Origin of the sequence: Pseudoflavonifractor hominis, assembly GCF_014288125.1 — a bacterium.
Lineage (GTDB): Bacteria > Bacillota > Clostridia > Oscillospirales > Oscillospiraceae > Pseudoflavonifractor_A > Pseudoflavonifractor_A gallinarum.
The window spans coordinates 1-24882 of record NZ_JACOPR010000004.1; the positions used below are offsets into that span (position 1 = coordinate 1).

Sequence of the window (24882 nt, forward strand, 5' to 3'; positions counted from 1 at the left end):
GTCTAGCGGCTATGGGTTTGATTGATGAAGATGATGCCGATTGGATGAAATAAAAGAAGGCCACGCTTACGCATGGCCTTCACTAAAAAATTTTTTATCTGTTACTTTGCGAATTGAAGGATCTCATACCTCGCCAGGGCGGAGGTGCCGATGACCATATACTCCTCGCCCAGCTCAAAACTCTCCCCGCTCTCGTGGACCTGTCCGGTAAGCTTCTGGTAATCCCGGTTGAATTGCTCCAGATCCGAGGAAACGGGAATATCACAGGTAGCGATGCCGCCGTCCCGGGTGGTCACCACCGTGTTGACGGCCAGGCGGTCGTACTGCATCAGCTTGTCGCCCACCGGAAGGAGGTAAAAGTCCTCCATTCCGGCCGCCGCCTTTCCAATGCACCAGCACAGGAGCATATTGAACCTATAACCCCGTTTCCGGCTCAGGCGCACCAGCGGGGTTACATCCAAGGTTTTCATCAGAGTCACCATAGGCAGGGGCGCCTTCATCCAGAGTGCAAAGGCCTGTGCCCGGGAGGTGCTCTTCGGGTCTACTTCTCTCATATGGTTCTCCATTCTGTTCGTCAAATCAGGTTTGGATGGCCGCGGTAGGTAGATTTTATCACAGCTCCCCATCGTGGGCAACCGACTGCTTTCTTCAAGAAGATACTTTTCCGGAATTGCCTTTCTCGTCGGAAAACCGTATAATGACCACGAGAATATATAAGGGTGGGATGACGGTTATGGCGAGAGTATCCACGAAAGAGAATAAGAATATTTACCACAAAACACGGGAGGAGCTGCACCTGACCCGGGAAGCAGCCAGCGAACTTTTGGAATCCCTTGCGCCCGAGCGCATCGAGAAGATCGAGAACGAGCGCTGCCTGCCTCACCCGGATGAAGTGCTGGTCATGGCGGATAAGTACAAACAGCCCAGCCTCTGCAACTACTACTGTGCCAACCAGTGCCCCATCGGGCAGCAGTATGTGCCGGAAGTAAAAATCAAGGACCTGTCCCAGATCGTTCTGGAAATGCTGGCCTCTCTCAACTCTATGAACAAGCGCAAAGAGCGGCTCATTGAGATCACGGCGGACGGCATGATCAGCGAGGATGAGCTGACAGACTTCATCTTCATCCAGAAAGAACTGGAGCGCATCTCCATCACAGTGGAGACGCTGCAGCTCTGGGCGGAGCGGATGCTGGCCACCGGTGCCATTGATGCCAGGCAGTACCATGCCTGCAAGGAACGGCTGGAAACCGAGGAAAATTAAACGGAACCATTTTGCTGCCGCAGTGGAAATAGGCGCTCCTATTTTGCTGTATCTGTCCTGGTTGCTCCTCCGATGGAATGGTAAAATATCCCCATAAGCAGAGGGGCAGCACTCTGAGACCATGTACAGCGAGGTGATCCCAATGGACACAAAAGCGCGGATTCTGGCACTCCGTCTGATGGAGCGACTCCGGAACGATCCGGCCTATGTGCAGTCCTTGGGCGTGGAAGCCGCCCTGAAAAAGCGGCTTCCACCTTCTATCCACTCCCATCTCCAAACAGAGGGCCTCACCGTGCTGTGAAGCCCTTTTTTGCAAGCTGGGAGGGTTTGATAATGAGAGATGAGATCTGTGTGTATCGTGGAAAGGAGGCAGAGGGTATGCGCCCTTATGACGAACAGCTGCGCGCTTTGCAGGCCCAGTGCGCCCGGAAAAAGAAGCTGGAGGCCACGGTGGCAGAGCTGCGTGCTCAGCGGGATACGTATACCGCCCGGACTCAGGAGCTGGAGCAGCAATTTCAGGAGGAACAGGCGGATGTGGACCGCCTGGAAGGGCGGAGCCTTTCCGCCTTCTTCTACCAAGTCATCGGAAAAATGGATGAGAAATTGACCCAGGAGAAGCGGGAGGCCTACGCCGCCCGGGTCAAATATGACGCCGCCGTCCGGGAGCTGGACGGGGTTAAGTGCGATCTGCGCAGGTCCGAGGAGGAGCTGGATTCCCTCCGGGACTGCGAGCAGCGCTATGCCTCCCTGCGGCAGGAAAAAACACAGGCGGTCAAAGCGGCCGGCGGCAGCACGGCGGAAGAGATCCTGACCCTGGAGGAGCGGTCGGCCTATCTGGAGAGCCAGGTGCGGGAACTGGAAGAGGCCTGTGCCGCCGGGCAGGCCGCGCTGGTCACTGCGGACCAGATCGCCGACAGCCTGCAGAGCGCGGAAAGCTGGGGCACCTGGGATCTGGTGGGCGGCGGCCTGTTTGCCGACCTGGCAAAGCACGACCATCTGGATAAGGCCCAGGCATCTGTGGAATCTCTTCAGTCTCGACTGCGCCATTTCAAGACGGAGCTGGCCGATGTGACCATCACCGCCGATTTTCAGGTCAGTATCGACGGCTTTCTGCGGATGGCCGACTACTTTTTTGACGGTCTCTTTGCCGACTGGGCCGTGCTGGATCAGATCCATCAATCCCAGGCCCAGATTCAGGATACCAGAAATCAGATCTGCGGCGTACTGGGCCATTTACAGACTCTGATGGACCAGGCCACCGCAGAGCGGGACAGTCTCCAGCAGGAAATCACACGCCTGGTAGACAGCGTGCCCATGTGAGCGGACCGCATATGAAACAGTTTGAAAGAAGGATCGACAACCCGATGGACGACGACACAGGAGCACAGAAGCTTCACGTACTCTGGATCGACTGGACAAACCACATCGTATCCTTTCACGAGGAAATGGGATATGAGCGTTTGGAATTTGCCACCCGTAAAGACAAGATGGAATATGTCTTTCAGAAAGGGGCCAGCGGTTTTCGTATCCAGTGAATCGGTCCGTTGATCGGAATACTATAGAACGAGGAGAGATCCATGAACTTTGTCATTGAACACCTCTCAAAGCGCTTTGAGCTAAAAACGGTTTTGAGAGATATTGATTTTACCTTTCAGGAGGGGAAGATCTACGGCCTGCTGGGGCGGAACGGCGCCGGCAAGACAACCCTTTTCAATTGTCTCAACCGGGATATGAAAGCAGACGGCGGCGCCTTTTACCTGGAGGAGGACGGGGTGCGCCGGGATGTGGCGGCGGAGGACATCGGATATGTGCTCTCCACCCCTACTGTCCCCGAATTTCTGACCGGGCGGGAGTTTTTAAAGTTCTTCCTGGACATCAACAGGGCCTCCATCCAAAGCCCCAAGTCCCTGGATGAGTACTTTGACTGGATGAGCATTGCGCCGGAGGACCGGGATAAGCTCCTCAAGGACTATTCCCACGGCATGAAGAACAAGATGCAGATGCTCGTCAACATCATCGCCCAGCCCAAGATCCTGCTGCTGGACGAGCCGCTGACCTCTCTGGATGTGGTGGTGGCTGAGGAGATGAAGCAGCTGCTTCGCTCCCTGAAGGACGGCCGGATCACCCTTTTCTCCACCCACATTCTGGATCTGGCCCTGGACCTCTGTGACGAGATCGTGCTGCTCAGTCACGGAACCCTGGAAGTGGTGGAGAAGTCCAATCTGGACGATCGGGAATTCAAAGAACGAATCATTGCAGCGCTGAAAGAGGAAACCTATGCTTAACACACTGCGGCTGTCCTTTTCTCTGAAAAACACCTATCGGGTCAACAACATTCTCTATTCCCTGCGGCAGATCCCGCTGCTCAAATCCCTCCTCCCCGCCGCCCTGTATCAGGTCCGGGGACTCAAGATCTTTGCCAATGTCCTGTCCCTGCTCTGGGAGCTGGTCTCCATTTTTCTCTTTAAGGCCCTCTACTTCCTGGCGATGGTATGGGGTCTGGGGCTTCTCTATCAGAACGTGCCGTCCCCGCTCTCCTTTCTGCACATTCTGCTCTTTCTGACGCTGATTGGCTCCTATATGAACACCAGTCTCTTTGTGCCCACCCGGGACAAGTATTACGCCATGATCCTCCTGCGGATGAACGCCCGCTCCTACACGCTGGTCCATTACGGCTATGCGCTCCTGAAGACGGTGGTGGGTTTCCTTCCCTTCACCCTCCTGCTCGGGCTGGAGCGTGGGGTCCCCCTGTGGCTGTGCCTGCTGCTTCCCTTCTGTGTGGCAGGGGCCAAGCTGTCCGTGGCCGCTTACTCCCTGCGGGATTATGAGAAAAAAGGCTCCGTCCACAAGGAAAATAAGCTTCAGAAACTTGTCTGGCTGCTGACGGGAGTGCTGTTGGTGCTGGCCTATCTGCCGCCCGCTCTCGGGTTCGTCCTGCCCCTGGCCGTTTCCGCCGGACTGTTTCTGATCTGGATTCCGGCAGGCCTGGTGAGCCTGCGCCAGGTGGTGAACTTCCGGTATTACCGGGAGATCAACCAGGAGCTTCTCTCCCAGGTGCCCACCCAGATGGACTCGGCCAAGAAGGCCACCAAAGCCGCCAGCGAGAAGGCCATCTCCACGGATACCTCCATCACCAGCCAGAAAGTGGGCTTTGAGTACCTCAACGAGCTGTTCATCCAGCGGCACCGGAAGATTTTATGGCGCTCTTCTCTGCGCATCGCCGGTATCTGCGCGGTGCTCTGCTGCGGGGTACTGCTGCTCATGGAGCTGCTCCCAGAGGCCAAGACCAACATCCATCAGTCCGGGATGACCTGGCTGCCCTACTTCGCCTTTATCCTCTATTTCATCAACCGGGGTACCGGCTTTACACAGGCCCTCTTTATGAACTGCGACCACAGTCTGCTGACCTACTCCTTCTACAAGCAGCCCGGATCGATCCTCAAACTCTTTCAGATCCGCCTGCGGGAGATCATGAAGATCAACGCAGTTCCCGCCCTGGTGCTCGGCGTGGGGCTCGTCCTGATCCTCTACGCCTCCGGTGGGACGGACAATCCCCTCAACTATGTGGTGCTTCTGGCCTCCATTCTGTCCATGAGCCTCTTCTTCTCCATCCACTATCTGACCCTCTACTACCTGCTACAGCCCTACACAGCGGGAACCGAGATGAAAAGCGGGACCTACCGCATCGCAATGGTATTGACCTATGTGGTGTGCTATCTCATGATGGATCTCCGGCTGCCCCTGCTGGTGTTCGGCGTGGCCTGCATCGTCTTTTGCGTACTGTACTCCATGGTCGCCTGTATCCTGGTCTACAAATTCGCTCCGCAGACCTTCCGGCTGCGTACATAAGCCGCCATCGAATTCTTCCTGCGGGGCAAACACATCCTTCCTCATGGCATTTCCCCGCCTGCTGTGCTATAATTTCTGCAATAAGGCAAAGAAGGAGCAGCAAGTATGATTCGAGATATCTGCAAGGATGAAACCTTTCTGGCCCAAAAGGCGGAACCTGCCACGCCAGCGGACCTGCCCGTCGCCGCCGACCTGCTGGAGACCCTGGAGCACCACAAAGCGGGCTGCGTGGGCATGGCGGCCAATATGATCGGCGTGAACAAGCGCATCATCGCCTTCGACAACGAGGGCACCTATATGGTCATGTTCAACCCGGAGATCGTCAAACAATCCGGTCCCTACGATGCGGAGGAGGCCTGCCTCTCTCTCACCGGCACCCGCCCGGCCAAGCGCTGGAAGTCCATCAAGGTGCGCTGGCAGAATGAGAAGTTCCAGGAGCGGCTGAAAACCTTTACCGGCTGGACGGCCCAGATCATCCAGCACGAGATCGACCACTGCGAGGGCATCCTCATATGAAAAAGTGTAAAATCACCGTCATGCGCATCGTCCGCTATGAGGACCTGATGGCCCAATATGAAAACCCCATCTCCCACGCCTGTGACATGGCGGTGGGGCAGACCTTCGTCGCCAACGGCTGGGAGAAACCGGAGGGCTTTTGTCCCAGCGCCTGGGATACCCTCTCCCCGTTTGTGCTGGCCCTGAGCCACGGCGCGGAAAACTTTTACGATGGCTGGATGAAGAACCCCAAGTCCGCCATGCTCTCCTGCAACGATGGCTTCCGTCCGGTGAGCTTCCTGGTGGAGGCCTTGGACGAGGATGCAGACTAAAGGAGGTCATACGATGTTTGGACCGAACCCGGACGCTGTCCACCCCAACGAATATATTCCCAGCGTCTGCTATATCAAGAATGTCATCACCCGCTCCAATATCCAGGTGGGCGACTACACCTATTATGACGACGCGTCCACCGGAGGCGAGGACTTCGAGGCCCATGTGACCCACCACTATGACTTCATCGGGGACAAGCTGATCATCGGAAAGTTCTGTGCCATCGGCAAGGGGGTGGAGTTTGTGATGAACGGGGCCAACCACCGCATGGCCTCGGTCACCACCTACCCCTTCAACATCTTCGCCCACGGGTGGGAGAAGTGCACCCCCACCCTGGACGAGCTGCCCTTCAAAGGGGATACCGTGGTGGGCAACGACGTGTGGATGGGACAGAATGTCACTGTACTGCCCGGCGTCCACATCGGCGACGGGGCCATCATCGGGGCCAATTCCGTGGTGGCCGGCGACATCCCGCCCTATACCATCGCGGCCGGAAACCCCTGCCGGGTGATCCGCCCCCGCTTTGACCCGGAGCTGACCGACTACCTGCGGAAACTCCGCTGGTGGGACTGGGATGCGGAAAAAATCTTCCGGAACCTGGAGGCCCTGTGCAGCGGTGATCTCGCGCAGATCCGCCGCATCGAGCCGTGATGGGAGGACAGCGCATGAAACTTGCCATTCTATCCGACACCCATGGCCTGCTGCGGCCTGAGGTGGTGGAACATCTGAAAACCGCCGACGCCATTCTCCACGGCGGCGACATCAACAAGCCCAGTATCGTGGACGAGCTGCGGCAATACGCCCCTCTCTACATCGTCCGGGGCAACAACGACAAGGAGTGGGCCGAGCACATCCCCCACGACCTCACCGTGACCCTGGACGGCGTGACCTTTGCCATGGTCCACAACAAAAAAGAGGTCCCGGCGGACCTTTCCGGCGTGGATGTGGTAGTCTTTGGCCACTCCCACAAGTATGTGCAGGAGGAGCGGGACGGTATCCTCTGGCTCAATCCCGGCTCCTGCGGTCCCCGGCGGTTCCATCAGGAGATCACCATGATGATGGCGGAGCTGACGGACGGGAAGATTCAGGTGGAAAAGGTCATCATTCCCCATGAAGTGAAATGACAAATCCCATTTGACCACGCAAAAAGCGCCCGGAGCTTGAAAACTCCGGGCGCTCTATTTTCATTCCAGGATCGTCCCCTCCAGCAGCAGCGTCTGCCGCGGGGCGCACCCGAGCTCCTTGAAGTCGGAGAACAGGCACTCGATGCGGGTAGGACGGACACGGAGCAGGTGCATGGGGCTCTCCAGCCTGCGCAGAAATTCCAGGGAGAGCTTTTTCCATGTGGCGTGGGCGTTGTAGGCTTCGCTGAACGGCTCCACCAGCTCGGCCAGGCCCATCACCTGCATCCCATGGAGCTTTCCAAAGCCCTCATACCGGTCATAAATGGCCAGGCACACATGGGGGTTGCTCTGAAGGCCGATGAACTTTTTCCCTCCCTCGCTGAACATCCAGAAAGCGCCGTCGTGCCAGCTGTATTCGATGGGGGTACAGCGTACATAGTCCCCGGTCCCGGTGGCCAGGGCACAGGTGTTGTTGGACTGGATATACTCCTCCACCATGGCCCGCAGTTTATCCTGCTCCAGCCGGACGCTGACCGCGTCCTTTTCCTCCCAATAGCGGGCAGCGGCCTGATATGCCTCGTCTGTCATACACATCCCTCCCGATCTGCTTTTCTTCAGTATAGCACATAGTCGGAAAAAATGTCAGGAATCCGGGCGAAAGTGACCGCTTTCCCTGGTAGATTTTTGGCCGCCCGGACGGTATACTGAAATGCAGAAACCGGAACGCAGGAGGAACATACCATGAGTTTGGGAAGCAGCTTATATCACGCCCGGAAAAAGAGCGGGCTGTCGCAGGAAAATGTGGCTGAAAAACTGGGGGTGAGCCGCCAGACCATCTCCAAGTGGGAGACTAATGAGACCCTGCCCGACATCCGCCAGTCCAAGGGGCTGGCCATGCTCTACCACATGACCCTGGACGAGCTGATCGAGTACGACTTTGACGAGCAGCAGGCCCAGCAGATGATCGACAGCGTCAGCGACGAGGCCCAGGCCCGGATCGACTGGAACAAGGTATGGAGCAAGAAGTACCCGGTGCTCTCCACCTACCATCAGAGGGTGCGCATCAACGACTATGCCCCCGCTCTGCGGGAGATGCTCACCCAGCTGCGGGTGGACTACGGCTACAATCACACCGACGCCTTACTGGTGCTCAAGGACATTCTGGCCCGGGTGTGGAAGGGCCAGATGTGAAAAATACACTTCCCCCATTCTGTGCGGCCCATAGGCTGTCACAGGATGGAGGGAGTCTCTTGTTTGATGGCTCGCCCGCAGGCTTATTTCATGTTACTTCGTGCGAACTCTTGCGCGGATCTCTCGCTTGACCTTCTCCAGATCCGGATCGCACAGCAGGGGCAGGACCTCCACCAACTCCTCCGGCTCCAGATCCCACCACCGGAATTGCAGCAGCAGGCCGGTCAACTCCTCGTCAAACCGGTTCTTGATGAACTTCGCCGGATTGCCCCCAAACACCGTGTAGGGCGGGATGTCCCGGACCACCACGGAACAGGCGGCCACGATCGCGCCGTCGCCGATCCGGACACCCGGCATGATGACGCACTCCCGCCCGATCCAGACGTCATTGCCCAGCACGGTATCCCCTTTTCGGGGGAGCTGATCCAGGTGGGGCGGGGTGTTCTCCTGCCAAGCTCCGCCGAACACATGGAACGGATAGGTCGTAACGCTGCTGATGCGGTGGTTGGCCGGCCCCATGATGAACTTTGTGCCCGAGGCGATGGCGCAGAACTTCCCGATGATGAGATGGTCCCCAAACTCCGGGTAGTTAAAGAGCACATTGTTCCGTTCAAATCCGGTTGGGTCTTCCGAATCGTCGTAATAAGTGTAGTCCCCGATGGAGATATTGGGGGCCTTGACCACATTTTTGATAAAGCAGGAGGTCTTATATTCGTTTGGAAAGACCTGATTGGGGTCTGGTATCTGATGCATGCCTGTCATCCTTTCTTATGTTTCGATCACATCCTTCCTCCGGCATCCTGGGGTGGCAACCGCCCGTTTTTTTCTGATTTCTTTCATTCTTGTACACTCCTGTGCGGATGGTTCGGCATCGCCCGTCAAACCATCATGCTCTCAAAATCTGCTCCATGGATTTTCCCTTGGCCAGCTCGTCCACCAGCTTGTCCAGGTACCGGATCTCCCGCATCAGGGGGTCCTCGATCTCCTCCACCCGGACGCCGCACACCTTGCCGGTGATGAGGGTGCGGTTGGGGTTCAGAGCGGGGGCGTTGCGGAAAAAGTCCCCATAGCTGGTGTCGGACTCCTCCAGCCGGGCAATCTCCTCGGCCGTGTATCCGGTGAGCCAAGCGGTCACCTGGTCCACCTCTTCCCTGCTGCGGCCCTTCTTCCCGGCCTTATTGACCAGGAGCGGATAGAGCTTGGAAAAGGGCATCTGTGTTACATCGGTGCGGGGCATAAAAATACCTCCCTCCATTTTGTGCTTTCATCATACCATACGCACTTACCCCTGACAACCAGATTGGTTCTGGCCCTCGGACAGTATAAAAACCGGCACTGCAACTCGCAGTGCCGGCTGGATGGTGAGAATGATCAGAAGGTAACCGTGCGGCTGGGCTCGGTAAAGGAAGAGAAGGTCGCAGTGGCTTCCGTCAGGGCAAAAATCATGGTGTTCCCGTCACCCGGGGCATACATGGCACGGAGATCGGGATAGGCATCCAGCATATGTTCCTGAGCCGCCACTTCGGGCACTTCCACAGCCTTAGCCGCCAAACGCAACCAACGCTGTCCATCAAAGGCGCAGATCTCCACCTTCGGATTTTCCAGCATCTGCCGCGCAATATCCTTTTTCCGTCCAGTCTGGATGGTGAGCTGGCCCTGGTACAGATCCACGGTGCCGAAGGGGCGTACCCGAGGCTGATCTCCGTCCATGGTAGCCAGATAATAAGTGCCGCAGGTTTTCAGGAATTTGTAGACTTCTTCCATGGAATATCCCTCCTTGTTTTTCTCCATTGTATACCCCTGCTTCTCCACCGTCAACATCCCCAGACAGCGCCGGAACGGAAAATCCTTGACAAGAGCGCCCAAACCGCTATAATGAACAGTGTTCATATTGAGGTGATCGGATGAATACCATTGTCACATCCAAAGAGGAGATCCTGAAGACCAGCCGGGAGCTGATCCGCCGGGAGGGCTGGTCGGCGATCAGCATCCGCTCGGTGGCAGCGGCCTGCGGAGTATCGGTTGGATCCATTTACAACTATTTCGATTCCAAGGCCGCCCTGATGGGCGCCACGGTGGAGAGCGTCTGGTGTGAGATCTTCCACCGTCCGGAGGACGGGGCCGTGTTTCAGGACACCCAGGCCTGCATTACCTGGCTGTATGGGCGGATGGAATACGGCTGCAACGAGTATCCTGGTTTTTTCACCCTCCACTCCCTGGGCTTCCTGGGCGAGGACAAATCGGATGGAAAGCGGCGGATGCAGCAGACTTGGCAGCATATTTTAGAGGGGCTGTGTTCCGTCCTGAGGCGGGATCGCAAAGTCCGGCCGGACGCCTTTACCGCGGCCTTTACGGCGGAGAAATTTGCGGACCTCCTGTTCTCTCTGATGCTGTCCGCCCTGCTGCGGCAGGATTACGACCCTGCGCCGGTACTGGAGATCGTCCGCAGGACCCTCTATTAAAATTCCCACTCTGCCGTGGGAATTTTATATCCACGAAATTGAACATCGTTCACCAAAAGGAGGACCCAAATGAAAGTAAAACGGAATACGCTGCTGCTCGCCTGTCTGGTGTGGAGCGCGGCGGGCTTCAATATTCTCCGCATCGGTCTGATGGCCTATCCGCCCTATCTTACGGTGGTGAATTATCTGCTGTCTGTGCTGGTTTTTGTCGTGTTCCAGCGGTTTATCTTCGGAAAGCTGGTGAAAAAGCACACGGCCAGGATCATTTCCTACCTGGAGGAGCGGCACTTCTTCCTGAAATTCTTTGACGGAAAGGCCTTCGCCATCATGGCGGTGATGATGACCGGCGGCATCGGCCTGCGCGTGAGCGGGTTGGCCCCGGAGCGGTTTATCGCCGTCTTCTATACCGGACTGGGCGCGGCCCTTCTGCTGGCCGGGCTGCTGTTCGGCCGAAACTTCGGCAAGGCGGTCTTTGCCGCATCCTCTGCACAAAACAATATGGAGCAAAAAGGAGAGTAAACCATGCAGGCAATTATGGAAACACTGTTTGATGCCGTCTATCTGATCTCCGTCATTACCATCGGGGTCCGGATGATCCAGGGCAGCAAGGGAAATCGTCAATTCCGGCTGTTCGGTCTCATGGCGGTGGTGTTGGGCGCGGGCGACGCCTTCCATCTGATCCCCCGTGCGGTGGCTCTGTGCACCACGGGCCTGGAACACTATACCGTTCCGCTGGGGCTGGGCAAATGGATCACCTCGGTCACCATGACCATCTTCTATGTCCTGCTCTACTATGTGTGGCGGCAGCGGTACCGCGTGCAGGGACAGAGTGGCCTCACCGCCGCGGTGTATGTCCTGGCGGGGCTGAGAATTTTCCTTTGCATGATGCCCCAGAACCAGTGGCTCAGCGCCGACGCGCCCCTCTCCTGGGGCATCTACCGCAACATTCCCTTTGCCCTGCTGGGCCTTCTGGTGATCGTGCTCTTCTACCGCAGCGCCAAGGCTCAGGGGGACCGGGCCTTCCGCTGGATGTGGCTGACCATCGTGCTGAGCTTCGGCTTTTACATCCCGGTAGTGCTGTGGGCAGACGCCATCCCCATGATCGGGATGCTGATGATCCCCAAGACCTGCGCCTATGTCTGGACGGTGCTCATCGGGTACTTTGCCATGAAGCAGGAGTGCAAATAAAGGAGAATCCGGTATGAAACGATATAGCAACACGGCTTTGGTGTACGCCATCCTCGCCATGGTGGGCGGTGTATTTTACCGGGAGTTTACCAAGTTCAACGGCTTTACGGCCAGAACGACCCTCTCCATGGTACATACCCACTACTTCCTGCTGGGCATGGTATTTTTCCTGCTGCTGCTTGTGCTGGAGAAGAACTTTTCCTTCACAGGAGCCGCCACCGGGCGGGTACTGGCCGTCTATCACGTGGGTCTGAATCTGACCGCTGTGATGCTGGCCGTCCGGGGTGTGATCCAGGTGCTGGGAAACACCCTTTCCTCCGGCGTGAACGCGGCCATCTCCGGCATGGCCGGGATCGGCCATATCCTGCTGGGCGTCAGTCTGGTGCTGCTGCTTCTGCAAGTCAAACGCAGCGTACCGGCGGCGCAAGGATAAGAACATAAAAGATTGGAATGGGGGCTGGTGCGGTGCATCAGCCCCCTCTCTGTTCTCTTTTCTGCCAGCACAGGGGTGCAGGAACAAAACTTTCAGTTGATGGTTTCCATAAAATTATGTATGATGGATTTGAAGCAGGATCTCCGATTCCCCTCCCCATGTCATGAAAAAACGAAATCTGCCCGGCCGTGTGGCAGGGGGGCTTTCTCCACTCGCCAAGAGAAATGCCCTTTGCCCTGGCTGCTGCACCTGGAGTGTTGTTTGCGTAAGGAGGAACGCCAAATGGAAGGAGCGAAGTTTCCAGCCATACTGCGGGAGCATTGGTACTTGATTTCCCTGGCGATTGGCATACTGCTGCTGCTCGGCGCCATTCTGAATTGGAATTGGCTCTGCGATCCCACCGGCAAGCCCGAATCCCATCGCTATAGCCGCGGCTCCCGGCGGGCGATCTTTTTCCTGTTGGGGATCGTGCTGATCGTGTCCAGCCTCTGGCGCTGTCTGCTGACGCTGTGAGGGCAGATCCGCCGGGGTTGACGCATGCCGCAGACAAGCTCTGCGGTACCGATCGAATCACAACGAACACCATTCAGCGAGGTTATCATGATCGAAATCAAAGGAAAATACAACGAGGCCAAGATCTTCACCGACGTGGTGGACAGCGCCTCCATCGCACAGGTCCAGGAGCTGTGCAATCAGGAATTTGCGGCGGGCAGACGCATCCGGCTCATGCCCGACATCCACGCCGGCGCGGGGTGCACCATCGGCACCACCATGACCATCACCGACAAGGTGGTGCCCAATCTGGTGGGGGTGGACATCGGCTGCGGCATGGAGACCGTGCGCATCCGGGAACGCCGGCTGGAGCTCCAAAAGCTGGACAAGCTGATCTATGAGAAGATCCCCTCCGGCTTCTCCATCCGGGACAAGGCCCACCGCTATTGCAGTGAGATCGACCTGGGTGAGCTGTGCTGTGCCCGCCACGTGGACCTTCTGCGGGCGGAAAAGAGCATCGGCACTCTGGGCGGCGGGAACCACTTTATCGAGGTGGACCGGGATGACGAGGGAAACCTCTATCTCGTGGTCCATTCGGGCAGCCGTCATCTGGGCGTGGAGGTGGCCAGCTACTACCAGGAAGAGGGCTACAAGGTCCTCAACCACACGGACGACGCCTCTCTCCAGGCCCTGGTCGCCCAGATGAAGGCGGAGGGCCGGGAGAAGGAGATTCAGAAAGAGCTGAAAAAGCGTAAGAATCTCAAGCAGACCAGTATTCCCAAGGCCCTGGCCTATGTGTCCGGGGCGCTGTTTGAGCAGTACATCCACGATATGAAGCTCGTCCAGCACTTTGCCATGCTCAACCGGCAGGCCATCATGGACGAGATCATCAAGGGCATGAAGCTCCACGTGGAGGAGCAATTCACTACCATCCACAACTATATCGACACCGACGCCATGATCCTGCGGAAGGGGGCCGTCTCCGCCAAGGCAGGGGAACCGCTGCTCATCCCCATCAACATGCGGGACGGGAGCCTCCTCTGTGTCGGCAAGGGCAACGAGGACTGGAACTGCTCCGCCCCCCACGGGGCAGGCCGCCTGATGAGCCGGGCGGACGCCAAGCAGTCCTTTACCGTGTCCGAGTTCAAAAAGCAGATGGCAGAGGTCTACACCACCTCGGTGAGCAAGGCCACCCTGGACGAGTGCCCCATGGCCTACAAGGGGATGCAGGACATTCTGGACAACATCGGCCCCACCGCGGATGTGGTAAAGATCATCCGCCCCATCTACAACTTCAAGGCCGGAGATGAGGAAGCGGTGAGGTGATGGAGCGGATTCTGGTGATTGGCTGCCCGGGGGCGGGAAAGAGCACCTTTGCCCGGGCCCTGCGGGATCTGACCGGCCTGCCTCTCTACTACCTGGACCAGATCTGGCACCGGCCGGATGGGACGCAGATCTCCCCTTCCGCATTTGACGCGCGTCTGTCCGAAATCCTACGCCAGGAACGCTGGATCGTGGACGGCAACTATCTGCGCACGCTGGAGCTCCGGCTGCGGCACTGCGACACGGTATTCCTGCTGGATTATCCCCCTTCGGTCTGCCTGAGGGGAGCCGCATCCCGCATCGGCATGCCCCGTGAAGATCTCCCCTGGGTGGAGGAGACCTTTGACCCGGAGTTCCGGCAGTGCATCGAGGACTTCCCACAGACGCAGCTGCCGCAGATCTACGCCCTTCTGGAACGGTACCAGGCGGGAAAGACGGTCTTTGTGTTCCGCCGCCGAGCGGAGGCCAGCCAATGGCTTCGCCGGCAAACTGGGCCCCACTGCCCCAAATAAAAGAGAAGCCCCCCATCCTGTGCCGGTCCGCCGGTGGCACAGGACGGGGGGCTTTGTCGTTTGATCGGAGGGGCGAAGAATCCCCTTTCTTGTTTGAATTTTATACTTGACTTTATCAAGTATATGTCCTATACTTGATTTTGTCAAATAAATGGAGGTGATTCCTTGTACAGCGACTCCTTTGCCTTTTCTATCTCCGTACTACGAAAGCACTTTGTCGCCTACTGCTCCGAGAGAATGGCGGAGCTGGGCGTCACCTACAGTCAGCTCTTCATCCTCATCTATATCGGCAAGCGGCGGCAGTGCTCGCCAAAAGAGATCTCCGAATCCCTCAAGCTGGACGCCGGGCAACTGAACCGGACCCTCTCCAAGCTGATCGAGCACGGCTTTGTGGACCAGCGCAAGAACCCCATGGACCAGAGAGCCAATATCGTATGCCTGACCGAGCGCGGCAGCACGGTCTTCGCGGCCAGCCGCTCCCTCTTTGCCGAGTGGGATGAACAGGTCCTCTCTCCCCTGGACGAAAACAGCCGACACCTGCTGATCGACCTTTTGAAGCAGATCACATTTTCTATGAATCACCACATGGAGGAATCAAATCATGAATAAACTCAATGCCTTTCTTGCGCTCCTGTCCGGAAACTTTGACAATGCGGAGCAGTTTGAAGCCAAAAAAGCGGACCAGCCCGACTTTCCCTACGCCCGGCATGTGAACACCGTCTGCAACGACAAGATCTCCCACCTGCCGGCCGATTTCCAGGGGGCCTTCCTGCTGGAGGAGAGCTACTACACCGCTAAGGGGAACACCCACGCCACCCCGCACCTGTTCCTCTTCACCGAGGAGGAGGGCGGCATCCGGCTGACCTCTTACGAGATCCCCGCCGGCTATGACAAAAACACCTTTACCTATCAGAATCTCCAGGAGATCGACTTCCGGGATCTGAAGCAGTCGGAAAAATTCACCCCCGCCCTGTATGTGGAGAAGGACGGTGTATGGGAGGGCGGCAGCGTCAGCATGTTCTCCCCCGTGCTGAAATTCACCCTGTTCGAGCGCTTCTCGTCTCAGTGCCTGGAGGTCAGTGAGAGCATGGAGGTCAACGGCAAAAAGACCTTCGGGTATGATGAACCCATCCTCTACAAGCGCGCCGACTGATCCCCTCCCCTCTCTTTTTTGCAAGCCTGCCAGAGGGCCCGGCAGAACCCGGGTGCTCTGGCAGGCCTTTTTATCATCCCGCCGGCGGATAGAATAAATTTACACCCCTGTTTACAGGTCCACCCATATATCCTAAAATAGAAGTCCATACCACTTGGAAAGGAGCCATTCCCTATGGATATCTGGGAACGCATGTATCTGGCCGCACGGGAGCAGTATCACCCCACCCAGCTCTCCCCCTTCCTCTACGCCCACCATGTGGCGGCCGCCGTGGAGAGCGGAGACGGACGCATCTATACCGGCTTCTGCATCGAGAGCGCCTGCGGCGTCATGGACCTGTGCGCGGAACGGACCGCCGCACTCCACATGTACCTGAGCAGCGGGCAGACGCTGATCCGGCGGGTCCTCGCCTTCCGGGAGGCACCCCCCACAGAGGGCAGCGGGATGCCCTGCGGGGCCTGCCGGGAATTTCTGATGCAGCTCAATCCGCAAAATCGAGACGCCGAGATCCTCGTGGACTATGCCAGCCGCCGCACGGTGCGCCTGGAAGAGCTAATCCCCGACTGGTGGGGCTGGAAGCGCTGACCTTCCCTCCCCCCTTTCGGCATTCCGCACGAAAACCCATCCCGGAGCACCCGGAAATTATATTGCGGATGTTGGAATTTCCCTTGACAAGAGGGGCAAAATCAGGTATCATCTTTTGTGTTGTAAAGCTCACGAACTTTACAAAGTGCCCAACCTTTACAAACCGGTTCTCAGAAGGAGGTCACGGAATGAAAAACCAGGCGTACCGCATGGCGATGCTGTTCGATTTTTACGGCGACATGCTCACGGACCGCCAGAAGGAATTCTATGACCTCTATTACAATGAAGACCTCTCCCTGGCCGAGATCGCCGAGAACTACGGCATCACCCGCCAGGGCGTCCGGGACGTGATCGTCCGGGCCGAGGCCATTCTGACCGAACTGGAGGACAAGACCGGGATCATCCGGCGCTTCCACAAGATGCAGGAGCAGTTCACCGACATTCAGACCGCCGTGGACCGCATCCGGCAGATCAACGAGGAGCGCCGCTATTACGATAACGGGATTGAGGGCAGCTGCAACGACATCCAGTCCATCCTGGACCAGCTCAGGCAGGAGTAATCTATGGCTTTTGAAGGACTCACCGAAAAACTATCCGCGGCGTTCAAGAAGCTGCGCGGCAAGGGCCGCCTCACCGAGGCCGACGTCAAGGAGGCCATGCGCGAGATCCGGGTTGCCCTGCTGGAGGCCGACGTCAACTTCAAGATCGTCAAGCAGTTCGTCGCCACGGTCACCGAGCGCGCGGTGGGCTCCGACGTACTGGAGAGCCTCACCCCCGCCCAGATGATCGTCAAGATCGTCAACGAGGAACTCACCAACCTGATGGGCAGCGAGACTGCCAAGCTCAATATCTCCCCCAAGCCCCCCACTGTGGTCATGCTGGTGGGTCTCAACGGCGCGGGTAAGACCACCAACGGCGCCAAGCTGGCCGGCTACATGAAAAAGCAGCACGGCAAGCGTCCCCTTCTGGTGGCCTGCGACACCTTCCGCCCGGCGGCCATCACCCAGTTGGAAGTGGTGGGCGGTCAGCTGGACGTCCCCGTCTTCCAGATGGGGCAGATCGATCCCATCGACATCGCCAAGGCGGGCATCGAACACGCCCGCAAGCACGGCAACGACATTGTATTCATCGATACCGCCGGCCGGCTCCACGTGGACGAAGAGCTCATGGAGCAGCTCAAGGACATGAAGGCCGCCATCTCCCCCGACGAGATCCTGCTCATCGTGGACGCCATGATCGGTCAGGACGCCGTCAACGCAGCTAAGACCTTTGACGAGGCGCTGGACATCACCGGCGTCATGCTCACCAAGCTGGACGGCGACGCCCGGGGCGGTGCAGCCCTCTCCATCAAGGCGGTCACCGGAAAGCCCATTAAGTTTGTGGGTGTGGGCGAGAAGCTGGACCAGATCGAGGTCTTCCACCCCGACCGTATGGCCTCCCGCATCCTGGGTATGGGCGATGTCCTCTCCCTGATCGAGAAGGCGCAGCAGAATTTCGACATGCAGAAGGCCGCCGAGCTGGAGCAGAAGCTGCGCAAGAACAAATTTACCCTTGCTGATTTCTATGAGCAATTGGCTCAGATCAAAAATATGGGCTCTCTGGCCGACATTGCCGGCATGCTGCCCGGCGTCAACGCCAAAGCGCTGGAGGGCGCCAATGTGGACGAGCGTGCCCTGGCCCGGACCGAGGCCATCATCCTCTCCATGACCCCCGCCGAGCGGGAAAACCCCTCCCTGCTGAACAACAGCCGGAAAAAGCGCATCGCCGCCGGCTCCGGCACCCAGGTGGTGGACATCAACCGTCTGCTCAAGCAGTTTGAGATGATGCAGCAGGTGACCAAGCAGTTCTCCGGCGGACGCATGAAGCGCAAGGCCGGACTGTTCGGCAAGATGAAAGGGATGAAATTCCCCTTCTGATCCCCGTTTGGTACGCGCACATGCGCTGACCATATAGAGATGTAGAATATGTTGGAGGTGAATCTACCATGGTTAAAATCCGTCTGCGTCGTATGGGCGCCAAGAAGGCTCCCTTCTACCGCATCGTGGTCGCCGACTCCCGCTATCCCCGTGATGGCCGTTTCATCGAGGAGATCGGTACCTACAACCCCCTGACCGCTCCCGCCGAGCTGAAGGTGGACGCCGAGCGCGCTCAGGCTTGGATCAAGACCGGCGCTCAGCCCACTGAGACCGTTAAGGCCCTGCTGAAAAAAGCCGGCGCCCTTTAATGGAGGTCCTTGGCCGCATGAAGGAACTGCTCACTTATATCGCCCGTAATCTGGTGGATCACCCCGACGCGGTGGCGGTCTCCGAGCACGAGGGCGATGGCGAGACCATCCTGGAACTCCGGGTCGCTCCGGAAGACATGGGTAAGGTAATCGGCCGTCAGGGCCGCATCGCCAAAGAAATCCGCACGCTGATGCGTTCGGTGGCCCAGCGTCAGGGCGGCAAGGTCTCGGTTGAGATCGTCGACTAACAAAAACGGCGGGGACTCCCCCGCTGTTTTTTTGTATCCAAACGCAAGGAGGAAAACCACCATGAAAAGCCAGTTTCTCGAAGCCGGACAGATCGTGAACACCCACGGCATCCAGGGCGAGGTGAAGATCGTCCCCTGGTGCGACTCCCCCGAGTTTCTCTGCGGCTTTGATACCTTTTATATTGACGGCGCGCCGGTGAAGGTCCGCGCCGCCCGGGCCCACAAGGGCAATGTCCTGGCCCGGCTGGAGGGCGTGGAGGATGTGAACGCCGCCATGCGCCTGAAAAGCAAGATCGTGGAGATCGACCGCTCCGGGATCGTGCTGCCCGAGGGCCGCCACTTCATCGCCGACCTCATCGGGCTCACCGTGATCGACGACGACACCGGGGCCTCCATCGGCGTCATTGATGAAGTCCTCACCCCGCCTGCCCACGAGGTCTATGTGGTCAAGGGCGAGGGCAAGACCTATATGATCCCGGCGGTGGACGCCTTCCTCCGGGGCACCAACGTGGACGAGGGCTGGGTCCGGGTCCACCTGATCGAAGGGATGGAGGGCTAAATGTACCGCATCGATATCCTGACCCTGTTTGATCAGACCGTGGGCGACATGATGAACGAGTCCATCCTGGGCCGGGCCCAGGAGCGGGACCTCATCCGCATCGAGGCCCACCAGATCCGGGACTACACCCTCAACAAGCAAAAGCAAGTGGACAACTACCCCTACGGGGGCGGCCGGGGGGCGGTCATGCAGGCCGATCCTCTCTTCCGCTGCTGGGAGCACGCCAAGGCCCTGGGTGAGGGGCCGGTGCGCACCATCTACCTCTCCCCCTGCGGCAAGACCTTTACCGAGGCTGACGCCCGCCGGCTTAAGGAGGAGTACAACCACCTGATCCTGGTCTGCGGCCACTACGAGGGCATCGACGAGCGCTTCATCGAGGAGTGCGTGGACGAGGAGATCAGCCTGGGCGATTTCGTTCTCACCGGCGGCGAGCTGCCCGCCATGTGCGTGGCCGACGCAGTGGCCCGCCTGGTCCCCGGCGTGCTGGCCGACCCCGAGTGCTTTGAGGATGAGAGCCACTGGAACGGCATGCTGGAGTACCCCCAGTACTCCCGTCCCGAGGAGTGGCACGGCCGCAAGGTTCCGTCCATCCTCCTCTCCGGGCACCATGCCAACATCGCAAAGTGGCGGCGCAAGCAGTCCATCCTCCGCACCCGGGACCGGCGCCCCGATCTCTACGCCAAGCTGGATCTGAGCTCCAAGGCCGACCAGAAGCTGCTCCGGGAGATCGCCGAGGAGGAGCGCCAGCGTCTGGAGACCGCTTCAGACCCGGCGGAGCCCGATTCCCAGGCGTAGCGTGCCCGATCTCGGCTCCTTTCCCTTTACTTTTTCCGCCCGGCATGATACAATGGCTCCATACTCCGAAATATAATTTTCAAAATGATATCAAGGAATGGTTCACATGAGTTTTAAAATCATTGTTGACAGCTGCTGCGACCTCACCCCCGCGCTGCTGCACAATTCCGCCTTCTGTAAGGTTCCCCTTACGATTCAGGTCGGGCCCCATACCTTTGTGGATGACGACACCTTCGATCAGGCCAACCTGCTCTGGCGGATGAAGGAGAGCGAGGAGGCCCCCAAGACCTCCTGCCCCTCCCCCGCTGCCTATCTTGAGGCCTTTGACTGCGGGGCGGACGACATCTATGTGGTCACCCTCTCCGCCCTTCTCTCCGGCTCCCACAACAGCGCGGCGCAGGCCCGGCTCATGTTCCTGGAGGATCATCCCGGGGTGCGCATCCACATCTTCAACTCCTGCTCCGCTTCTTCCGGCGAGGTGCTGGTGGCCCTCAAGGTGCTGGAGCTGGCCCAGTCCGGTCTGGACTTCAACGCCGTGGTCCAGCAGACCTCCCGCTTCATCAACGAGATGGAGACCCTGTTCGTGCTGGAGACCCTGGATAACTTGCGGAAAAACGGGCGCCTGACCCGTCTTCAGAGCCTGGTCACCGGGACACTGAAGATCAAGCTGCTCATGGGCGCCACGCCGGAGGGCGAGATCTGCAAGCGCGGGCAGGCCCTGTCCATGAAGCAGGCCCTCTCCAAGATGGTGGAACTCATGGCCAAGGACCCGGCCCACAGCGGGCGGACCCTCTGCATCACCCACTGCAACTGTCTGGAGCGCGCCTTCCAGCTCAAGGAGATGGCGCTGAAGAGCTGCAAATTCGGTGAAATCCTTATCTGCGAGACCGGTGGAATCTCCACGGTCTACGCCAATGACGGCGGCATTGTGGCCGCCTATTGATCAGCCGGTCAGCGGGCTGCTCTGTCGGAACGGGACAGAGCGGCCCGCTCTCTTTTTCTCCCGGGCGGGGACTTGACTTTTCCAAACACAGACGGTACGATAGTATCACCAACTTTTTCCGGGAGGTTTTTACAGATGGAACTTCAGGACTGTATCCGAACCCGCCGCAGCGTGCGGAAATTCACCGATGAGCCGGTCAGCCATGCCCTGTTGGAGCAGGTCATTTCTCTGGCGGCCTGGGCGCCGTCTTGGAAAAACACGCAGATCAGCCGCTACATCGCCATTGAGGACCCGGCGGCCCTCCAGACGATCTGTGAGAAATATGCCGCTTTCAACGGCCGCATCATCGGCGGATGCAAGACCCTGATCGCCCAGACCTTTGTGAAAAACCGCTCCGGCTTTGAGCGGGACGGCTCCTTCTCCACCGACCGGGAGGGGGGCTGGCAGTACTATGACTGCGGCATCGCCGCCCAGACCCTGTGCCTGGCCGCCCATGACCTGGGCCTCGGCACCGTGATCATGGGTATCTTTGACCGCAAGGGGCTGGAGGAATTCCTCCAGATCCCGGAGGACCAGGAGCTGATGGCCCTGATCGCCATCGGTCATCCCGACGGCGAGGCCGTCGCCCCCAAGCGCAAGGATGTGGAGACCCTCCTCTCCTACCGCTGATCGAAAGAAAAACATGCCCGCAGGGCCCGCTGTCTGCTCACCGGAGCAGGCGGCGGGCTCTGTTCTGTCTTCCCCCCCCCGCCTTGACGGCGCTTTTCCCCTCAGGTATACTGTTCTTACTCATTTTCGCAAGTTTGTAATGAAATTTAAGGTGGTAGCAAATGGATCTCTGTAATCTGAAAGACATCAAGGCCCTGCTGGCACGGCACGGCTTTCACTTCTCCAAATCCATGGGACAGAACTTTCTCATCGAGAGCTGGGTGCCCCAGCAGATCGCCGAGGCCTCCGGTGCGGGCCCGGGGGTGGGCGTGATCGAGATTGGCCCCGGCATCGGCCCCCTCACCGTCCAGCTGGCCCAGCGCGCCGACAAGGTGGCCGCCGTTGAGCTGGACAAGAGCCTCCTCCCCATCCTGTCGGAGACTCTGGCCGACTTCCCAAATGCGGAGGTCATCCCCGGGGATGTGATGAAGCTGGACCTGCGCGCCCTGGCGGAATCCCATCTGGCGGGGCTCACCCCCATGGTGTGCGCCAACCTCCCCTACAACATCACCACACCGGTGATCACCTCCTTCCTGGAGGCGGGGTGCTTCTCCGCCATCACCGTCATGATCCAGCGGGAGGTGGCCCGGCGGATCTGCGCCGCCCCCGGCTCCTCCGACTACGGCGCGTTCTCCGTGTTCTGTCAGTACTACGCTGAGACCGAGCTCCTCTTTGACGTGCCCCCGGAGTGCTTCCTCCCCGCGCCCAAGGTGACCTCCGCCGTGGTGCGTCTGGTACCCCGGAAGGCCCCTCCCCAGACGCTGGTGGACGATAAGACTTTCTTCCGGGTGGTCAAGGCCGCCTTTGCCCAGCGCAGAAAGACCTTACTGAACAGCTTAAACAGCAGTGGAGGATACTCTAAGGATATCTTACGCTCTGTTTTGGCGGAATGCGGGCTGGAAGAGACCATCCGAGGCGAACGCCTTGGAATTGACGCCTTTGCGGAGCTAGCTTTCCGCCTGCAAAGCAATTCCAAACAGTCTTAAGATAATTCTTAGTATCTATTTTTACTATTTAAGTTGCTCCATCTACCCCTTTTCACTCTCTTTAGTGCGGTAGAGAAAAAGAGCTTGTTTTTTCTCCCCCAATCCTGTAAAATAAAACCAAAGCATTTTCGAGGGGGTATTCTCTATGGCACCTACGAAGAATCGTGCGGTCCTGGACTGGATCGCTGATATGGCCGCAATGACCCAGCCCGATCAGATGGTCTGGATCGACGGCAGTCAGGAACAGATCGACGCGCTACGGGCCCAGGCCTGCGCTACGGGCGAGCTGGAAAAGCTGAACGAGGAACTTTTGCCCGACTGCTACCTGCACCGCACCGCAGTTAACGATGTGGCCCGCGTGGAGGACCGCACCTTTATCTGTTCCCGCCGGGAAGAGGACGCGGGCCCCACCAACCACTGGATGGCGCCCGATGAGATGTATGCCAAGCTCCGCCGCCTCTATACCGGCGCCATGAAGGGGCGCACCATGTACATCATCCCCTACTCCATGGGCGTGGTGGGCTCTCCCTTTGCCCAGTACGGCATCGAGCTGACCGACTCCATCTATGTGGTGCTCAATATGTGCATCATGACCCGGGTGGGCAACGCCGTTCTGGAGGCGCTGGGCGACTCCCCCGACTATGTCAAGGGACTCCACGCCAAGGCGGACCTGGACCCGGAAAACCGCTACATCGTCCACTTCCCCGAGGACAACACCATCATGTCGGTCAACTCCGGCTACGGCGGGAACGTGCTCCTGGGCAAGAAGTGCTTCGCCCTGCGCATCGCCTCCTACCTGGGCCGGAAGCAGGGCTGGATGGCCGAGCACATGCTCATCCTGGGCGTGCAGAATCCGGCGGGCGAGGTCCGCTACCTGGCCGCCGCCTTCCCCTCCGCCTGCGGCAAGACCAACCTGGCCATGCTCATCCCGCCCGAGCATTACCGGAAAGCGGGCTGGAAGGTCTGGTGTGTGGGCGACGACATCGCCTGGATCCGCGTGGGCGAGGATGGCCGCCTGTGGGCCATGAACCCGGAGAACGGCTTCTTCGGCGTGGCGCCCGGCACCAACGAGAAGTCCAACCCCAACGCCCTGCACACCACCCAGCGGGGCACCATCTTCACCAACGTGGTACATAACCTGGACAACAACACCGTGTGGTGGGAGGGCCTGGACAAGAACCCGCCCGAGCACGCGGTGGACTGGAAGGGAAATCCCTGGAACGGCAAGACCTCCTCGGAGAAGGGCGCCCACCCCAACAGCCGCTTCACCGCGCCCGCCCGGAACTGCCCCTGCATCTCCCCTGAGTTTGAGAATCCCCACGGCGTGCCCCTCTCCGCCATCGTCTTTGGCGGACGCAGAGCCCGGACCGCTCCCCTGGTCTACCAGGCCCGGGATTGGGAGCACGGCGTGTTTGTGGGCTCCATCATGGCCTCTGAGACGACGGCGGCCGCCGCCGGTGCCGTGGGCGTGGTCCGCCGGGACCCCATGGCCATGTTCCCCTTCTGCGGCTATCACATGGGGGACTACTGGCAGCACTGGCTGGATATGGAGCAGTGCACCGACGCCGCCAAGCTCCCCAAGATCTTCAATGTCAACTGGTTCCGCACCGATGACGAGGGTCATTTCCTCTGGCCCGGCTTCGGCGACAACCTGCGGGTGCTGGAGTGGATCATGAAGCGCTGCTTCGATGAGGTGGACGCCGACGAGACCCCCCTGGGCTATGAGCCCCGGCCCGAGGACATCGATCTGGAGGACTCGGGCGTCGATCTGGAGACCCTTCGGGGCCTGCTCTCGGTGGACCGGGACCTGTGGCTGGAGGACGTGGCGGCCATCCGCTCCTTCTACGCCAAATTCGGCGATAAGCTCCCCCCGGTACTCGCCCAGGAACTGGATGCCCTGGAAGCGCGGCTGAAATAATTGACCTGGCCCGCCATATGGATCATATGGCGGGCCTTTTGTTAAACCATTTATTTTAAACTAATGAGGTTAAATTTTAGTTGTCAATTCCGTCAAAATG

At 58.7% G+C, this 24882-nt stretch carries 36 protein-coding genes; 31 read left to right on the forward strand and 5 right to left on the reverse strand.

Annotated elements, in window-relative coordinates; all coding sequences use genetic code 11:
- Positions 1-101: 101 nt before the first annotated feature.
- Positions 102-554, reverse strand: coding sequence for a hypothetical protein (locus H8S34_RS07715; protein ID WP_186963591.1), 453 nt, complete (start codon positions 552-554; stop codon positions 102-104).
- 179 nt (positions 555-733) lie between these two features.
- On the opposite strand from H8S34_RS07715, the gene H8S34_RS07720 reads away from it, so the two are divergent.
- The 10 genes from H8S34_RS07720 (at position 734) to H8S34_RS07760 (ending at position 7062) form a co-directional block, all read left to right on the forward strand.
- Complete coding sequence (locus tag H8S34_RS07720) at positions 734-1261, forward strand: XRE family transcriptional regulator (protein WP_186963593.1); 528 nt, start codon at positions 734-736, stop codon at positions 1259-1261.
- A gap of 178 nt (positions 1262-1439) precedes the next feature.
- Positions 1440-1562, forward strand: coding sequence for a hypothetical protein (locus tag H8S34_RS15340; RefSeq protein ID WP_279287846.1), 123 nt, complete (start codon positions 1440-1442; stop codon positions 1560-1562).
- Between the two features lie 77 nt (positions 1563-1639).
- Positions 1640-2581 carry a hypothetical protein gene (locus H8S34_RS07725; RefSeq protein ID WP_186963595.1) on the forward strand — a complete coding sequence of 314 codons (942 nt, stop codon included), beginning with the start codon at positions 1640-1642 and terminating at the stop codon, positions 2579-2581.
- 11 nt (positions 2582-2592) lie between these two features.
- A complete protein-coding gene (locus H8S34_RS07730; protein WP_186963597.1) occupies positions 2593-2796 on the forward strand; it encodes a hypothetical protein in 204 nt (67 codons plus the stop codon).
- A gap of 42 nt (positions 2797-2838) precedes the next feature.
- A complete protein-coding gene (locus H8S34_RS07735; protein ID WP_186963599.1) occupies positions 2839-3546 on the forward strand; it encodes an ABC transporter ATP-binding protein in 708 nt (235 codons plus the stop codon).
- Positions 3539-5110 (forward strand): hypothetical protein, encoded by a 1572-nt coding sequence (locus H8S34_RS07740; protein WP_186963601.1) that lies wholly within the window; start codon positions 3539-3541, stop codon positions 5108-5110. The genes H8S34_RS07735 and H8S34_RS07740 overlap by 8 nt, the downstream gene beginning before the upstream one ends.
- A 105-nt stretch (positions 5111-5215) precedes the next feature.
- Positions 5216-5626, forward strand: a complete 411-nt coding sequence (locus tag H8S34_RS07745) for a peptide deformylase (RefSeq protein ID WP_101692983.1) — start codon at positions 5216-5218, stop codon at positions 5624-5626.
- Positions 5623-5937: a TIGR04076 family protein gene (locus H8S34_RS07750; protein WP_186963603.1), complete on the forward strand. Its 315-nt coding sequence runs from the start codon at positions 5623-5625 to the stop codon at positions 5935-5937. Before H8S34_RS07745 ends, H8S34_RS07750 begins: the two co-directional genes overlap by 4 nt.
- A gap of 13 nt (positions 5938-5950) precedes the next feature.
- Complete coding sequence (locus tag H8S34_RS07755; protein ID WP_186963604.1) at positions 5951-6589, forward strand: Vat family streptogramin A O-acetyltransferase; 639 nt, start codon at positions 5951-5953, stop codon at positions 6587-6589.
- 14 nt (positions 6590-6603) lie between these two features.
- On the forward strand, positions 6604-7062 hold the full coding sequence (locus H8S34_RS07760; protein ID WP_101692980.1) for a metallophosphoesterase family protein: 459 nt from the start codon (positions 6604-6606) through the stop codon (positions 7060-7062).
- A 60-nt stretch (positions 7063-7122) separates the two neighbouring features.
- Here the strand turns inward: H8S34_RS07760 and H8S34_RS07765 are convergent, their stop codons facing one another.
- Positions 7123-7650: a pyridoxamine 5'-phosphate oxidase family protein gene (locus H8S34_RS07765; protein WP_101692979.1), complete on the reverse strand. Its 528-nt coding sequence runs from the start codon at positions 7648-7650 to the stop codon at positions 7123-7125.
- Between the two features lie 153 nt (positions 7651-7803).
- Between H8S34_RS07765 and H8S34_RS07770 the strand changes: the two genes are divergently transcribed.
- Positions 7804-8253 (forward strand): helix-turn-helix transcriptional regulator, encoded by a 450-nt coding sequence (locus H8S34_RS07770; RefSeq protein ID WP_186963606.1) that lies wholly within the window; start codon positions 7804-7806, stop codon positions 8251-8253.
- Between the two features lie 93 nt (positions 8254-8346).
- Here the strand turns inward: H8S34_RS07770 and H8S34_RS07775 are convergent, their stop codons facing one another.
- From H8S34_RS07775 to H8S34_RS07785, 3 genes are all read right to left on the reverse strand, one after another.
- Positions 8347-9006, reverse strand: a complete 660-nt coding sequence (locus tag H8S34_RS07775) for a CatB-related O-acetyltransferase (RefSeq protein ID WP_101692977.1) — start codon at positions 9004-9006, stop codon at positions 8347-8349.
- A gap of 133 nt (positions 9007-9139) precedes the next feature.
- On the reverse strand, positions 9140-9490 hold the full coding sequence (locus H8S34_RS07780; protein ID WP_101692976.1) for a DUF2200 domain-containing protein: 351 nt from the start codon (positions 9488-9490) through the stop codon (positions 9140-9142).
- 134 nt (positions 9491-9624) lie between these two features.
- Positions 9625-10017, reverse strand: a complete 393-nt coding sequence (locus tag H8S34_RS07785) for a pyridoxamine 5'-phosphate oxidase family protein (RefSeq protein WP_101693970.1) — start codon at positions 10015-10017, stop codon at positions 9625-9627.
- A gap of 140 nt (positions 10018-10157) precedes the next feature.
- Here H8S34_RS07785 and H8S34_RS07790 point away from each other — a divergent pair, with 140 nt between their 5' ends.
- From H8S34_RS07790 to H8S34_RS07885, 20 genes are all read left to right on the forward strand, one after another.
- Positions 10158-10715, forward strand: coding sequence for a TetR/AcrR family transcriptional regulator (locus H8S34_RS07790; protein ID WP_101692975.1), 558 nt, complete (start codon positions 10158-10160; stop codon positions 10713-10715).
- 69 nt (positions 10716-10784) lie between these two features.
- On the forward strand, positions 10785-11234 hold the full coding sequence (locus H8S34_RS07795) for a hypothetical protein (protein WP_186963608.1): 450 nt from the start codon (positions 10785-10787) through the stop codon (positions 11232-11234).
- Positions 11235-11237: 3 nt separating this feature from the next.
- Complete coding sequence (locus H8S34_RS07800) at positions 11238-11903, forward strand: hypothetical protein (RefSeq protein WP_186963610.1); 666 nt, start codon at positions 11238-11240, stop codon at positions 11901-11903.
- A gap of 13 nt (positions 11904-11916) precedes the next feature.
- Positions 11917-12336, forward strand: coding sequence for a DUF2871 domain-containing protein (locus tag H8S34_RS07805; protein ID WP_101692972.1), 420 nt, complete (start codon positions 11917-11919; stop codon positions 12334-12336).
- Between the two features lie 282 nt (positions 12337-12618).
- On the forward strand, positions 12619-12849 hold the full coding sequence (locus H8S34_RS07810) for an Imm17 family immunity protein (protein WP_101692971.1): 231 nt from the start codon (positions 12619-12621) through the stop codon (positions 12847-12849).
- A gap of 87 nt (positions 12850-12936) precedes the next feature.
- Positions 12937-14154 carry an RtcB family protein gene (locus tag H8S34_RS07815; RefSeq protein ID WP_186963612.1) on the forward strand — a complete coding sequence of 406 codons (1218 nt, stop codon included), beginning with the start codon at positions 12937-12939 and terminating at the stop codon, positions 14152-14154.
- On the forward strand, positions 14154-14663 hold the full coding sequence (locus H8S34_RS07820; RefSeq protein WP_186963760.1) for a P-loop NTPase family protein: 510 nt from the start codon (positions 14154-14156) through the stop codon (positions 14661-14663). Before H8S34_RS07815 ends, H8S34_RS07820 begins: the two co-directional genes overlap by 1 nt.
- A 165-nt stretch (positions 14664-14828) precedes the next feature.
- Positions 14829-15272 carry a bilirubin utilization transcriptional regulator BilQ gene (gene bilQ, locus H8S34_RS07825; RefSeq protein WP_243207959.1) on the forward strand — a complete coding sequence of 148 codons (444 nt, stop codon included), beginning with the start codon at positions 14829-14831 and terminating at the stop codon, positions 15270-15272.
- On the forward strand, positions 15265-15816 hold the full coding sequence (locus H8S34_RS07830) for a hypothetical protein (protein ID WP_101692968.1): 552 nt from the start codon (positions 15265-15267) through the stop codon (positions 15814-15816). The genes bilQ and H8S34_RS07830 overlap by 8 nt, the downstream gene beginning before the upstream one ends.
- A gap of 174 nt (positions 15817-15990) precedes the next feature.
- Positions 15991-16401 (forward strand): cytidine deaminase family protein, encoded by a 411-nt coding sequence (locus H8S34_RS07835; protein WP_101692967.1) that lies wholly within the window; start codon positions 15991-15993, stop codon positions 16399-16401.
- A 188-nt stretch (positions 16402-16589) separates the two neighbouring features.
- On the forward strand, positions 16590-16961 hold the full coding sequence (gene ylxM, locus H8S34_RS07840; RefSeq protein ID WP_101692966.1) for a YlxM family DNA-binding protein: 372 nt from the start codon (positions 16590-16592) through the stop codon (positions 16959-16961).
- Between the two features lie 3 nt (positions 16962-16964).
- The gene (gene ffh / locus H8S34_RS07845) at positions 16965-18317 is read left to right on the forward strand and encodes a signal recognition particle protein (RefSeq protein ID WP_186963614.1); all 1353 of its coding nucleotides are present in this window, start codon (positions 16965-16967) and stop codon (positions 18315-18317) included.
- A 68-nt stretch (positions 18318-18385) separates the two neighbouring features.
- Entirely contained in the window at positions 18386-18625 is a 240-nt protein-coding gene (gene rpsP / locus H8S34_RS07850) for a 30S ribosomal protein S16 (RefSeq protein ID WP_101692964.1), read from the forward strand.
- A 17-nt stretch (positions 18626-18642) separates the two neighbouring features.
- Positions 18643-18873 (forward strand): KH domain-containing protein, encoded by a 231-nt coding sequence (locus H8S34_RS07855; protein WP_101692963.1) that lies wholly within the window; start codon positions 18643-18645, stop codon positions 18871-18873.
- A 61-nt stretch (positions 18874-18934) separates the two neighbouring features.
- Positions 18935-19432 (forward strand): ribosome maturation factor RimM, encoded by a 498-nt coding sequence (rimM, locus tag H8S34_RS07860; RefSeq protein ID WP_186963616.1) that lies wholly within the window; start codon positions 18935-18937, stop codon positions 19430-19432.
- A complete protein-coding gene (gene trmD / locus H8S34_RS07865) occupies positions 19433-20227 on the forward strand; it encodes a tRNA (guanosine(37)-N1)-methyltransferase TrmD (RefSeq protein ID WP_101692961.1) in 795 nt (264 codons plus the stop codon).
- Positions 20228-20333: 106 nt separating this feature from the next.
- Positions 20334-21170: a DegV family protein gene (locus tag H8S34_RS07870; RefSeq protein WP_101692960.1), complete on the forward strand. Its 837-nt coding sequence runs from the start codon at positions 20334-20336 to the stop codon at positions 21168-21170.
- 135 nt (positions 21171-21305) lie between these two features.
- Positions 21306-21839, forward strand: a complete 534-nt coding sequence (locus H8S34_RS07875; protein WP_186963618.1) for a nitroreductase family protein — start codon at positions 21306-21308, stop codon at positions 21837-21839.
- A gap of 161 nt (positions 21840-22000) precedes the next feature.
- A complete protein-coding gene (gene rsmA / locus H8S34_RS07880) occupies positions 22001-22864 on the forward strand; it encodes a 16S rRNA (adenine(1518)-N(6)/adenine(1519)-N(6))-dimethyltransferase RsmA (protein ID WP_186963620.1) in 864 nt (287 codons plus the stop codon).
- Positions 22865-23009: 145 nt separating this feature from the next.
- Positions 23010-24782, forward strand: a complete 1773-nt coding sequence (locus H8S34_RS07885) for a phosphoenolpyruvate carboxykinase (GTP) (protein ID WP_186963622.1) — start codon at positions 23010-23012, stop codon at positions 24780-24782.
- Positions 24783-24882 lie beyond the last annotated feature (100 nt).